This window comes from Chengkuizengella axinellae (assembly GCF_030730905.1).
Lineage (GTDB): Bacteria > Bacillota > Bacilli > Paenibacillales > KCTC-33759 > Chengkuizengella > Chengkuizengella axinellae.
In genome coordinates this window covers 175850-187942 of sequence record NZ_JAVAMP010000001.1, presented here as the reverse complement: position 1 = coordinate 187942, position 12093 = coordinate 175850, and the positions used below count along the sequence as shown (strand labels likewise).

Annotated in this window: 12 protein-coding genes and 1 tRNA gene; 5 read left to right on the top strand and 8 right to left on the bottom strand. The window is 33.7% G+C overall.

Annotated elements, in window-relative coordinates; genetic code table 11:
• Positions 1 to 31: 31 nt before the first annotated feature.
• The 6 genes from Q5Y73_RS01015 to Q5Y73_RS00990 all read right to left on the bottom strand — a co-directional run bounded on the left by Q5Y73_RS01015 (position 32) and on the right by Q5Y73_RS00990 (position 6737).
• The gene (locus Q5Y73_RS01015) at positions 32 to 178 is read right to left on the bottom strand and encodes a thiopeptide-type bacteriocin (protein ID WP_162038103.1); all 147 of its coding nucleotides are present in this window, start codon (positions 176 to 178) and stop codon (positions 32 to 34) included.
• Positions 179 to 749: 571 nt separating this feature from the next.
• A complete protein-coding gene (ispG, locus tag Q5Y73_RS01010) occupies positions 750 to 1871 on the bottom strand; it encodes a flavodoxin-dependent (E)-4-hydroxy-3-methylbut-2-enyl-diphosphate synthase (protein WP_305989986.1) in 1122 nt (373 codons plus the stop codon).
• Between the two features lie 125 nt (positions 1872 to 1996).
• Positions 1997 to 3253: an ATP-dependent protease ATP-binding subunit ClpX gene (gene clpX / locus Q5Y73_RS01005; RefSeq protein ID WP_305989985.1), complete on the bottom strand. Its 1257-nt coding sequence runs from the start codon at positions 3251 to 3253 to the stop codon at positions 1997 to 1999.
• A gap of 4 nt (positions 3254 to 3257) precedes the next feature.
• Positions 3258 to 3857: an ATP-dependent Clp endopeptidase proteolytic subunit ClpP gene (clpP, locus tag Q5Y73_RS01000; protein ID WP_305989984.1), complete on the bottom strand. Its 600-nt coding sequence runs from the start codon at positions 3855 to 3857 to the stop codon at positions 3258 to 3260.
• Between the two features lie 182 nt (positions 3858 to 4039).
• Positions 4040 to 5377, bottom strand: coding sequence for a trigger factor (gene tig / locus Q5Y73_RS00995; RefSeq protein WP_305989983.1), 1338 nt, complete (start codon positions 5375 to 5377; stop codon positions 4040 to 4042).
• Positions 5378 to 5846: 469 nt separating this feature from the next.
• Positions 5847 to 6737, bottom strand: coding sequence for a HEAT repeat domain-containing protein (locus Q5Y73_RS00990; RefSeq protein WP_305989982.1), 891 nt, complete (start codon positions 6735 to 6737; stop codon positions 5847 to 5849).
• 187 nt (positions 6738 to 6924) lie between these two features.
• Between Q5Y73_RS00990 and modA the strand changes: the two genes are divergently transcribed.
• The 3 genes from modA (at position 6925) to Q5Y73_RS00975 (ending at position 8708) form a co-directional block, all read left to right on the top strand.
• Positions 6925 to 7743, top strand: a complete 819-nt coding sequence (gene modA, locus Q5Y73_RS00985) for a molybdate ABC transporter substrate-binding protein (RefSeq protein ID WP_305989981.1) — start codon at positions 6925 to 6927, stop codon at positions 7741 to 7743.
• 71 nt (positions 7744 to 7814) lie between these two features.
• Positions 7815 to 8483 (top strand): molybdate ABC transporter permease subunit, encoded by a 669-nt coding sequence (gene modB / locus Q5Y73_RS00980; RefSeq protein ID WP_305989980.1) that lies wholly within the window; start codon positions 7815 to 7817, stop codon positions 8481 to 8483.
• Between the two features lie 148 nt (positions 8484 to 8631).
• Positions 8632 to 8708 (top strand) — tRNA-Arg (locus tag Q5Y73_RS00975).
• A gap of 694 nt (positions 8709 to 9402) precedes the next feature.
• Here the strand turns inward: Q5Y73_RS00975 and Q5Y73_RS00970 are convergent.
• The gene (locus Q5Y73_RS00970) at positions 9403 to 9687 is read right to left on the bottom strand and encodes a response regulator (protein ID WP_305989979.1); all 285 of its coding nucleotides are present in this window, start codon (positions 9685 to 9687) and stop codon (positions 9403 to 9405) included.
• A gap of 347 nt (positions 9688 to 10034) precedes the next feature.
• On the opposite strand from Q5Y73_RS00970, the gene Q5Y73_RS00965 reads away from it, so the two are divergent.
• Positions 10035 to 10589: a hypothetical protein gene (locus Q5Y73_RS00965; protein WP_305989978.1), complete on the top strand. Its 555-nt coding sequence runs from the start codon at positions 10035 to 10037 to the stop codon at positions 10587 to 10589.
• A 159-nt stretch (positions 10590 to 10748) separates the two neighbouring features.
• Positions 10749 to 11270, top strand: coding sequence for a hypothetical protein (locus Q5Y73_RS00960; protein ID WP_305989977.1), 522 nt, complete (start codon positions 10749 to 10751; stop codon positions 11268 to 11270).
• A 248-nt stretch (positions 11271 to 11518) separates the two neighbouring features.
• Here Q5Y73_RS00960 and Q5Y73_RS00955 read toward each other — a convergent pair whose 3' ends face one another.
• The gene (locus Q5Y73_RS00955) at positions 11519 to 11992 is read right to left on the bottom strand and encodes a hypothetical protein (protein ID WP_305989976.1); all 474 of its coding nucleotides are present in this window, start codon (positions 11990 to 11992) and stop codon (positions 11519 to 11521) included.
• Positions 11993 to 12093 lie beyond the last annotated feature (101 nt).

The following is a 12093-nucleotide window of genomic DNA, read 5'->3' as shown; positions in this document are numbered from 1 at the left end:
AACATACCTAACTGAGCATTCATTGTTACATTTAGTGTTTAGTTTTTACTACTGAACAAGAATTATGACCGTTTGATGCTCCCATTGCTTCTAAAACTGTAGCTGATGATACTTCGTACACCTCAAGGTCAAGATTAAATTCTTCTTCCTCAAGATTCAACTTTTTTTCCTCTGACATATAATTCCTCTCCTTTTCACTATAAAATTGATGCTAGATTCAAGATGTTTTATTCTGTCCATATATTACCATATAAGAACTAATTCTGTCTATATTTTACATATATACCAATGGTAGAAGTATTAAACTTAATATGTCATGCTAAAAAGACCCCTAACTAATAGTTAGAGGTCTTTCGACGGTGATTTTTGAAACTCAATCTACGAGGAGAAACTTTCAGTTTATTGTGAGTACAATAAAGCGAATTCTTTTTTCAGTGGAGATAATCCAACTGGAAAAAGTTGAACTTATCTAGCTTCTACAATCCTATACACTTCCATAATAGAAGATAACATGGAATGTTGAATATTTGATAAAGTTGATTTATATACCCATTGTCTAAGTTTTTAAACTTTTTCATTGGGTATGCTTCTACATCGAATCAGAAAGAATCACTTCGGCTGATTCGTTGAATTGGTTGTCCAACGGAACCACACCTCTCTTTCACCGTCAAAAATAGTATGGCTTTTTTGAAGCTTTTATATACTTTTTTTAAAAAAAATTTATTATTCATTTGGAGGTAAGTTATATTTTACTTTATTATTCCGCTTTTTGAGGCTTCGTGACGACCAGGAATTTCACCAGTTCGCTCATAAGCTTCAACAATCACATCAATTTCTTTTTTTAGTTCACTAACCAACTCATCTTCTGGTACTTTACGGATCATTTCTCCATAGCGAAATAACATCCCTTCACCTCTAGCACCAGCAATTCCGATATCGGCTTCCCTAGCTTCTCCAGGTCCATTTACAGCACAGCCAAGAACTGAAACTTTAATTGGAACCTTAACATTCTGTATATATTCTTCAACTTCATTTGCAATTGAAAATAAATCAATATCAAGTCTTCCACAAGTTGGACATGAAACCAATGTAGCCGCATTTGAAATCAACCCAAACGACTTTAATAATTCTCTTGCAACTTTAATTTCTTCTACAGGATCAGCACTTAAAGAAATGCGCATAGTAGAACCTAATCCTTTTGCCAATAAGGCCCCCAAACCAGCAGCACTTTTAATTGTGCCAGCGTTTAATGTACCTGCTTCAGTAATACCTAAATGCATTGGATAATCAAACTTTTCTGCAAATTTAGAATAAGCTTCAATAGCCATAGGAACATCGGATGCTTTCAAAGATACAATGATGTCTTTAAAATCAAGCTCCTCTAAAATCTGAATATGAAATTCAGCACTTTCAACCATCGCATCTGCAGTAGGATAACCATACTTTTCTAATAAATGATTCTCAAGCGAACCTGCATTTACACCTATTCGAATAGGAATTCCCCGTTCCTTACATGCTTTAACCACAGCTTCAACTTTTTCCCTTTTGCCAATATTTCCAGGATTAATTCTAACTTTATCAATCCCATTCTCAATAGCAGATAAAGCCAGTCTATAATCAAAATGGATATCTGCAACTAGTGGAATATTGATTTGTTTTTTTATCTCCTTAATAGCATCAGCTGCTTCTTTGTTATTCACAGTAACTCGAACAATTTGACATCCCGCTTCTTCTAATCGGTGAATTTCTGCAACCGTTGCTTCAACATCGGCTGTTTTAGTAGTACACATACTTTGAATAATGACTTCATTATTTCCACCAATCGTTAAATCCCCAACCTTAACAGGCTTCGTTTCATCCCTTAAAAACATAACCTACTCTCCCATGAAAAATTACCTATCCCAACTATCCACATTGTAATACCAATAAGTGGGATATACTGATTCAAGAAGAAACAGCTTCAGTAAAGATAGGTAATTTAAGTATTGTTTAATATTTATGCACTCTCTTCTTTATCGTTGTTATCCTTTAACAACTCAGGAGCGACTTTTTCCTTGATTACTTCTTCTGTAATCACACATTTTGTTATATCAGTTTTAGATGGGACTTCATACATTACGTCTAACATTACACCCTCAATGATAGCCCTTAATCCTCTAGCACCTGTATTTCGTTTAATTGCTTCTTTAGCAATTTCATTCAATGCATTATCTTCAAATTCAAGTTCTACTCCATCAATTTCAAGCAGCTTTTGATATTGTTTCACTAAAGAATTCTTTGGCTCTTTAAGTATGCGTACAAGCGCAGTTTCATCTAATTTATTTAATGATGATATAACTGGCAAACGACCAACAAATTCAGGAATTAAACCATACTTTAATAAATCCTCAGGTAAAATCATGGATAAGAAGTCTTCTTCATCTTTCATCAAGTTATTCTTTGCAGCTTCGTTGTTAAAACCGATCACTTTTTTCCCAAGTCTTCGTTTAATAATAGGTTCAATGCCATCAAACGCCCCGCCACAAATAAATAATATATTTGTTGTATCAATTTGAATAAATTCCTGATGCGGATGTTTGCGTCCACCTTGTGGAGGTACAGATGCAGTTGTTCCTTCTAAAATTTTCAAAAGAGCTTGCTGTACACCCTCACCAGAGACATCTCTTGTAATCGAAGGATTTTCTGATTTTCGAGCAACTTTATCTATTTCATCAATGTATATAATACCTTTTTCTGCTTTTTCAACATCATAATCAGCAGCTTGAATTAGTTTTAATAAAATGTTTTCAACATCTTCACCTACGTAACCTGCTTCTGTTAAAGATGTTGCATCCGCAATTGCAAATGGAACATTTAAAATTTTTGCTAAAGTTTGTGCTAAAAGTGTCTTTCCGCTTCCTGTTGGTCCAATTAAAGCAATGTTACTTTTTTGTAATTCTACATCTTCAGCCTTATTTCTGGAATTAATGCGTTTGTAATGATTATATACAGCAACGGATAATGATTTTTTAGCATGCTCTTGACCGATAACATAATCATTGAGGATGCCAAAAATTTCTTGAGGTTTGGGTATCTCCTGTACTTCTAGCTCTTCATCAGTACCTAGTTCCTCTTCAACGATTTCTGTACATAAATCTATGCATTCATCGCAAATATAAACACCTGGACCTGCGACTAACTTCCTTACTTGTTCTTGTGATTTTCCACAAAAAGAACATTTTAACTGGCCTTTTTCATCGTTAAACTTAAACATTCCATCACTCCTTTGTTATTAAATCGGTGCGAGCAATAACTTCATCAATTAATCCATATTCCTTTGATTCGTCAGCACTCATAAAGAAATCTCTATCAGTATCTCTCTCTATTTTACTCATAGGTTGTCCTGTTCTCTCTACATATATTTGATTTAACTTTTTCTTTGTACGAATAATCCAATCCGCATGAATTTTTATGTCAGTTGCTTGACCTCTCACACCACCAAGCGGTTGATGTATCATGACCTCGCTATTTGGCAAAGCAAAACGTTTTCCTTTTGCACCTGCTGTAAGCAACAATGATCCCATACTCGCTGCCAATCCTACACAAATGGTTGAAACATCAGGTTTAATAAATTGCATAGTGTCAAAAATTCCCATCCCTGCAGTAACAGAGCCTCCAGGTGAATTAATGTACAAATGTATATCTTTATCTGGATCATCTGCGGCTAAAAACAACAATTGTGCGATCACAATATTAGCAACATTATCATCAATGGCACTGCCTAAAAAAATAATACGATCCTTAAGTAAACGCGAGTAAATATCATAAGATCTCTCTCCACGATTGGTTTGCTCAACTACTATGGGTACAAGATTCATGCTTACATCTCCTTTTATCTATACAGAATGAATCTTAAAATGAATTTGCTAAATTAAATTCATTTTAATTATTTTATCATGTATTGACCTCGATGTCATATTGTTACCAACTTTACTTTCCTTTTAAGGTAAAAAATAAGGCACGCGCTAAGATAGCTGTGCCTTCTACAAGTCAGTTATGATTATTCTTCTACAGTCTCTTCCGCTTTTTCAGCTACTTCTTCGACTGCTGGTACATTCACACTATTTTCAAGTAAAAGTTGAATTGATTTGCGATTAGCAATATCTTGCTTTAAGGATTCTATATTTCCGTTTGCTGTAAAAATGCTTTTTAATTCTTCAGCTGTTTTTTGATACATGCTCGCTAATTTTTCAAGTTCTTCGTTTAACTCTTCTTCAGTAACCCCTATATTTTCGTTAGTTGTAATCGCTTCTAACACTAAACTTTGATTTACTCTTTTTTCAGCGTCGTTTTTCATTTGCTCTTTAAGAGCTGCTTCGTCTTGACCAGAAAATTGATAATACATTTCTAAAGTCATTCCTTGCATTTTTAAACGATTTTGAAAGTCTTCAATCATATGATTCGTTTCTGTGTCAATCATTACTTGTGGAATTTCAACTTGAGATACTTCAGTCGCTTTTTCCACAACTGTGCTCTCTCTATATTGATCTTCTTCTTTATCCTTTGCTTCTTGAAGGCGTTTTTTAATATCTTCTTTGTATTCAGCTAATGTTTCATATTCACTTACATCTTTGGCAAACTCATCATCAAGCTCTGGTAATTTTTTTCTTTTAATTTCATGTAATTTCACTTTGAAAACAGCAGGTTTTCCAGCTAAATTTTCAGCTTGATATTGTTCAGGGAATGTAACTTCTACATCTTTTTCATCATCTTTAGACATTCCTTCTACTTGTTCTTCAAACCCAGGAATAAATGAACCTGAACCTAGCTCTAATGAGTAGTTTTCTGCTTTTCCGCCTTCAAATGGCTCATCATCAACAAATCCTTCGAAGTCGATGATCACAGTATCGCCTTTTTCTGTTGCGCCTTCTTCTACAACAATCAACTCAGCATGACGATCTTGATTTGTTTTCAATTCTTGTTCTACAGCTTCTTCGGTAACAGAGAATTCCTTCTCTGGAATTTCCAAACCTTTATATTCACCTAATGTTACTTCAGGTTTAACTTGTACTTTTGCTGTAAATTTCAATGGTTGATTTTTCTCGAATTGTTGAATGTCAATTTCAGGACGATCTATTGGATCAATCTTAGTCTCTTGAATTGCGTCAGTATAAGCTACAGGCAAAATTATATCCAATGCATCTTGATATAAACTTTCAACACCAAATCTTGCTTCAAAAACTTGACGAGGTACTTTACCTTTACGGAATCCAGGTACATTTGTTTTTTGAGCTACTTTTTTAAACGCTTGATCAAGAGCTTCCGCTACCTGACTCTCATCTACTTCAACAGTAAGAACTCCTTCGTTCTTCTCTAATTTTTCCCAGCTTGCTTTCATTTTATGCTTTCCCCTCCAAAAAATTTACCGTTTCTTATTTACGATCCGTGTTCAAAAAGTTCCGTTTCTAGCTTACCCTTCTCTCAAAGTGCCGGACCCCGTAAAAGTAATTGAACTGTGTTTCAGAATTTCTTCACTTTTTTGGGTACAGCAAGTGTAGTGATTTGTTACATAAGCAATCGACTATCTTCACTGAATGTTTGGGCCCCGAAAAGTATTAGGCTACACTACAAAATGTTTCTACACTTTTTTGGGTATAGTCTTTACTCTGTATTCCTTCGTGATCAAAGGGGGACTTTTTGAACAACCTCTTAATAGGTAATTATCTATACTACCATTATAACCACTACATTATAAGATAAACTTTAAATATTGTCCATGCGAAGGACGAATAGAAAAATTCCGTTCCTACAAAACTTTATTATACAAAAGATGACCTTAATAAATCAATACTCTTTGTAGATTTTTTTTAGTTAGTCTGTAATACCGTTTCGATGTAGGATTTCATATTCCTGTATGTTTTTTGCATAAGTGCCATTTCATTTTTGCTTAATCCATAAGTCTGAAGTAATTGTTCTTCATCTATGTTTCCTATCGTTAGTTCTAAAGCGATTTTATGTAATGCACAAGCAAAAGGATTTGAATTCTGAAGTTCAATACTTTCCAAGTATATACGCGTTCCATATATATAGGATAAATACTCCTTCCAAGTCTGTTCTGCAAACGTACTAATCATTTGATCGAAATCTTCTGTTTCATGACGCACTCGATCAACTACATCAACAATAACCTTTGGATAATCCTCAAAATGAATAGGTGTATTCTCTATGGATACTGAAACTTTTTCACCTAACCTATCAAACGTAATTTCTCCTTTAGCTTCTCGTTGTTTTAACGTTTGTAATGCTTTAAATTGGAGCATCGGGTTCAATTTTTCATTTTGCAGCCATTCCATAATCTTTTGATTTATTTCCACATCATCTATGTGTACCAGCTGATCCAACGCTAACCATTTTTTTTCCGGAGACGATTTGTGAAACAACATTTCTAATAATTTTTGAGAATAACCTTCATCCTTTAGCAGTTTTGTTTGAATATGATCATTTAACAACCTATTTTCATCCAATTCTTCTCCATACACTCTATCCTCCTTTTTTAGCTCTTTTGTGTGTGTTGTTAACCATTCTAAAAGTAATTCCCATTCCTCGTATGTTTCTTCATCTTCTCCTTCACACTGAAGCAAGTATTGCAGGAGTTTCAATGCTTCGTCATATTGTTCTGTCTCCAACAAAGACGTTAATGTATTCTGATAATTTTGCAGTGTTCCTGGGAACAAAACTATATTTCTTTTATGTGTCATTTCTTTCACCTCTCAATCATTGGATGTTTATCATTCATGACAACTTGAATTTTTATAATTTTTAGATCCTGAAAAAAAATAGGATTATGCTTCTTCTCTTTTTTAGGTTTTAAGGGGCTTTTTAAACGTTTGTTTTAAGTGTAATATATATTTTAGGTTAACTTATATTTATTAAGGAGACACTGAAATGCTATTCACAACCAAAAATGTAATATTGAAGATTAGTATATGTTTATTCGTCATTTTTCTACTCAGTGCTTGTTCCTTGCAAAATGACAGGAAACACAGTGTAACTGAATTACATATTTCTGCTGCCTCAAGTTTAACAAATGCATTAAACGAAATAAAAAATGAATTCGAAAAAATACATCCTGACATTAAAATTATTTATAATTTTGGTGCATCAGGGACTTTAGCTTCTCAACTTAAACAAGGAGCACCTGCAGATGTATTTTTTTCAGCTAATAAAAAATATATGGATGAGCTAGCTGCACTCGGTTTAATTGAAACAAATGATATCGTTAATTTGCTTTCAAATCAAATCGTTCTTATTACACATCAAAACTCTGATCTTTATCTACAATCACTAGATGATTTATTAAAAGCTGAGTTTGCATCTATAGCAAGTGGAGAACCCTCTGTCGTTCCGGCAGGTAGTTATACAAAACAACTTCTAATTGAAAAAGAGCTTTGGTATGAATTGGAATCAAAGGTTGTTTTCACAACAAATGTGAGACAGGCTTTAAATTATACAGAAACAGGAAATGTAGATGCTGCATTTGTTTATAAAAGTGATGCATTAAAATCCAATCACTCAAAAATTATTTATGAGTCTGATCCAAACTTACATGAACCAATTATTTACCCTGTTGGTATAACCATAGATTCAAAAAATCATGGGTATGCAAGTACCTTCATTTCATTTTTACAAGAAAAAGATTCACAAACTATATTTGAAGAGTATGGTTTAACAAACTACAGTGAACCTGTGAGATCATCTTTGTAAATTGATGGGGAACCCAGTCAACAATATAAGGGTGAATTATATTTCTAATACTAAAAATAAAGGTAAAGCTTATGACAAACTTTGAACTGGAATCATTTATCGCACCTATAATCATATCACTGAAGGTTGCTCTAACTGCTAGTATTGTTGTTTTCATGTTTTCAATTCCGCTAGCATTTTTGATGGCACGAAAAAAATTTCCTGGTAAATCAATACTTGAAACATTCTTTATGCTTCCTATGGTGCTGCCGCCAACTGTAGTTGGGTTTCTTCTATTGATTATTTTCGGAAGAAATAGTTGGTTTGGGCAGACCATTGAATGGTTATTTAATCAACCTCTCATATTCACTTGGTGGGCTGCTGTAGTTGCAGCAGTTGTTGTTTCATTCCCATTAGTTTACCAAACTCTCAAATCAGGTTTTTCATCTGTTGAGAAGGAAATCGAAAATGCTGCAAGAAATAGCGGGGCATCTGAGTGGCAAGTTTTTCGTTACATCACAACCCCTCTATCTTTTAAGTTTTTTATAACGGCCTATATTCTAGGTTTCGCAAGAGGATTAGGGGAATTTGGAGCGACGATTATGTTTGCAGGAAATATTCCTAATAAAACACAAACCATCTCTACTGCCATTTATTTAGCTGCAGATACAGGAAATATGACGCTAGTGTGGCTGTGGGTAGTTAGTATTATACTCATTTCTTTCTTTATGTTATGGGTTGTGAATCGATCAAATAATTAGAATGATAAGAATATTATGGTTTCTTTTTCCTTAATTTGAGCGATTTTTTTGTCTGCTTAAATTTTTTTTGATTTTTTTTAAAAATAGTATTGCTTAATCAAAAATCATGTGATATTATATTTCTTGTCGCTTCAAACAAAACAAACTTGTCCCAGTAGCTCAGCTGGATAGAGCAACGGCCTTCTAAGCCGTCGGTCGGGAGTTCGAATCTCTCCTGGGACGCCATTTAAACTACATAGAAGTGCAGAGACCCAGAGATAATTCGAACGTAAGAGTTCGTCGGAGCATAAACTTCGAGAGCATAACATCGCAGTCAGATTACTGTATCTCTCCTGGGACGCCATTACTAATTTGTGAGTCAAGTTAAATACATATACCAAGCCCTTTGAAACGTTGATATAACAGTGTTTCAAAGGGTTTTTTTATTTTTATTTATTTGGTAAGAATACGATTAAAAAACATAGAAACTGATTTTTTTTTACACATTTTTTACACATTCATTTCACGTGACATAATTCTACCTAGTACGTGTTCGTTAGAACCAACTTCGTTAAAATGTTTAATAAGTTTTCTTTCTGAATCTAAAACAATTATCATCATTAAATCATCATTGTGATATTTTAGTCTAGGAGAGATAATCAGAACATCTCCCTTAGTATCTCAAAATTCATAAATTCTTCAGTTTCAACAGTGTAAGTAAATACATTCATAGCTAAACTAATTCACTCCTTAATTAGATGGTTTAATAAAAAGAACATTGCCATTAGATCGATCTGTTAATTTAATCATAATACGTAATAAAAAAAATGGGGAGGACTAAAATATTAGTCCCCCCCCCTCAGTTTTTCTCGTATTATTTTCAATTGATTTTTTATTGTATGAAATGATCTATTTAATGCCTTTGCTATCTCATTCTTAGTCATTCCTTTGCACCAACTGCAAAAGATTCTTCAATTATTTCTTTTTCATCTAATGAAGTAAGCATGATTATTTTGCAATCACTGATATCTTTTATTTCTTCAGCAGCATCTATGCCATCTAAATTATTATCTGTAAGGTTTATATCCATCTTCTTTACCGCATCAATAGCTTCCTCTTTCGTGCTTGCTATACCTGCTAAATCAAACGATTCATCTAGTCCAATGTCCTCACTCAAGTTTCTTTGCCACATTTCGCTATCTTCAACAAGTAGCACTTTTATCATCTGGTCATCACCTATCCAGTTTGCTTCATGTTTACAATCTTTTTTTAGTTATTGTCGAAGTTACTTTTGTACCTTTGCCCTCGCCATCTGAACTTATTGTTAGTGAGCCTCCTAGAAACATAATAAAAATGATAAACAATAAGAAAGCTTCTCCTTTTTATGGGGAGAAGCTTTTTCATGGGTGTCTGCAATAAGCGCTTAGATATCCGTAACCTTGCTTTTATTATATTAAGTCAAATCACACCTTGACACTAGCATTAGCGGATATTCCTTTATACAGTACACACGTCCAGTCAAAACACTATTTAATGGAATACATTAATAAAAAATGAAAAGGACGTGATTCCATGGGTGTTTTTGATGAGTCAATTTGCGATTGTTGTGTATGCCCGATGCAGTGTGTTATGAAGCAGTTGGTTGGAGTGGGGCTTATAGGAATTGATACACCTATTAGTCGTGTTACAACTATTATTACAAGTGTTGAAGATTTTATTGTATCAACTTCTGACGAAGGAGATATACCAATATGTCAAATTACTCATGTTGATATTGGGGATCCTACAAATACGAATATTACACAAGTATTATCTGCTTTAAAATCTATTAAAAATAATAAAGGTGAGTGTGCTTGCTGCGAAGACCCTATGACAAATTTACTAAGTTCTGAAATTGGGAATACTTTCGATGTTGAATTCATTTCTACTTTTACATCACCATTACCAAACGAAATCATAGGAGTAGGTGAAGGGATTCTTATAGGACTTGAGGGTGCAGCTGGAGCTAGCTTATTTTTAAATACTTTTTCCACATGCTCAATAACAAGGGTTATCCCGTTAACTACAGAACAAATTAATGATCCAGATAGACCTTCTAGAAGAACCATTTCTCCACTAGCTACCTAAAGCCAGTAGGGATATTAAATTAATTTACTTCTGCACTATATTCTTAGCACCACTCCATAATCCACTAGCATTAGCGGATATCCCTTTATACAGTACACACGTCCAGTCAAAAAACTCTTTCAGGACATATAATATAAAAAAACTAAAGGACGTGATTTCATGGGTGTATTTGATGAGTCTAAGTGCGATTGTTGTGTATGCCCGATGCAGTGTGTATTGGAGCAGTTGGTGAATCGAGAAGTAGGTATAATAACTCCAACCTTTCAAGATGTCGGTACTTTAAATCAAGTTAAAGATTTTATAGCTTTTACTGATTTTGGTCAATTTCCAATTAGCCAAATTTCTATAGCCATAATCTTTGATACAATAAATCCGATAAATTTAATAAAGTCTAATAAAAAAAATAAGGGTGAATGTGCTTGTTGTGAAGACCCTATTACCAATTTAGCAAAGTCAATGATTGGTGAAACAGTTGATATAGATTTTATTGGTGACAATTTTGAAGATACTAGAATCATTGATGTCGGAGAAGGAATTATAGTTTCAATATTTAATGGGGAAATTTACTTTTTTTCTTCATGTAAGGTTACACTAATTTCACCATCTAACCAACAACAAATTAACGAATCACCTAGAATTTCAAATTTTCAACAACTCAAAAAATCCCCACTAGTTACCTAATTCCAGTGGGGAATATTGGTGATTGCATCTACACCATCCCTAGCAGTCTCATTTTCTGTATAATAACTTCCACTTTTATACAGAAAATTACCAGTATCCAAGGAGTCATTCCATTTATCATCCTTGGCTCCCACCCCAATAGCCATATAAAATAACTGGATGATATTTTCCCAACAAAAAAAAGAACGTATCTCTACGTCCTTTCTGTTAATCGTTTAATCATATAATTATATTTTTAAACTCTAATTCTATAATGTTATTACTGTGGCTTTTAGACTTCGGGAGCCAGCAAACACAAAAGTTGGACCTTGAAACCTTGTACATACAAGTGCGTAATTATTCATTCCAAAAATAGGATCATTATCTATAACGGGAAAGTTGGGAAAGTTTGTATATCTAAATATATTCCCATCACCAGGTGTTGCAATATCCATTAGATCATTAATAAATGTAATGGGAATACCATTACGTAGTAGATCATATGACACTGCGAAGGATATAGAGTCTTCATCACCTATAATATCAAGTATAGCAATTTGAACCATTGAATCTAGAGATACTTTTGTTTTGTTCAGTTTTTTTACACACACATCAATACTAAGGACTTCTGTAGGAACATTTTCATCAAGAGAAATAACATTTGGATCTGGATTAAAAATATTATAAGGGTTCAATACCGAAAAACTTTGAGCCACCACAAAAAGGTCTTGCTTCAATCCCATAATCTCACCTCCCAACTCACTAAATTATCCTTTAACTTATCTTATGAATAGTCTAATGAAATTGCTTGGACTCTTATCTATTGGCTGGAATGTAAAAAAGA

Excerpts from the sequence above, each read along its gene's own strand:
- Q5Y73_RS01015 (WP_162038103.1), bottom strand. The coding sequence starts at position 178 with ATGTCAGAGGAAAAAAAGTTGAATCTTGAGGAAGAAGAATTTAATCTT.
- ispG (WP_305989986.1), bottom strand. The coding sequence starts at position 1,871 with ATGTTTTTAAGGGATGAAACGAAGCCTGTTAAGGTTGGGGATTTAACG.
- clpX (WP_305989985.1), bottom strand. The coding sequence starts at position 3,253 with ATGTTTAAGTTTAACGATGAAAAAGGCCAGTTAAAATGTTCTTTTTGT.
- clpP (WP_305989984.1), bottom strand. The coding sequence starts at position 3,857 with ATGAATCTTGTACCCATAGTAGTTGAGCAAACCAATCGTGGAGAGAGA.
- tig (WP_305989983.1), bottom strand. The coding sequence starts at position 5,377 with ATGAAAGCAAGCTGGGAAAAATTAGAGAAGAACGAAGGAGTTCTTACT.
- Q5Y73_RS00990 (WP_305989982.1), bottom strand. The coding sequence starts at position 6,737 with ATGACACATAAAAGAAATATAGTTTTGTTCCCAGGAACACTGCAAAAT.
- modA (WP_305989981.1), top strand. The coding sequence starts at position 6,925 with ATGCTATTCACAACCAAAAATGTAATATTGAAGATTAGTATATGTTTA.
- modB (WP_305989980.1), top strand. The coding sequence starts at position 7,815 with ATGACAAACTTTGAACTGGAATCATTTATCGCACCTATAATCATATCA.
- Q5Y73_RS00970 (WP_305989979.1), bottom strand. The coding sequence starts at position 9,687 with ATGATAAAAGTGCTACTTGTTGAAGATAGCGAAATGTGGCAAAGAAAC.
- Q5Y73_RS00965 (WP_305989978.1), top strand. The coding sequence starts at position 10,035 with ATGGGTGTTTTTGATGAGTCAATTTGCGATTGTTGTGTATGCCCGATG.
- Q5Y73_RS00960 (WP_305989977.1), top strand. The coding sequence starts at position 10,749 with ATGGGTGTATTTGATGAGTCTAAGTGCGATTGTTGTGTATGCCCGATG.
- Q5Y73_RS00955 (WP_305989976.1), bottom strand. The coding sequence starts at position 11,992 with ATGGGATTGAAGCAAGACCTTTTTGTGGTGGCTCAAAGTTTTTCGGTA.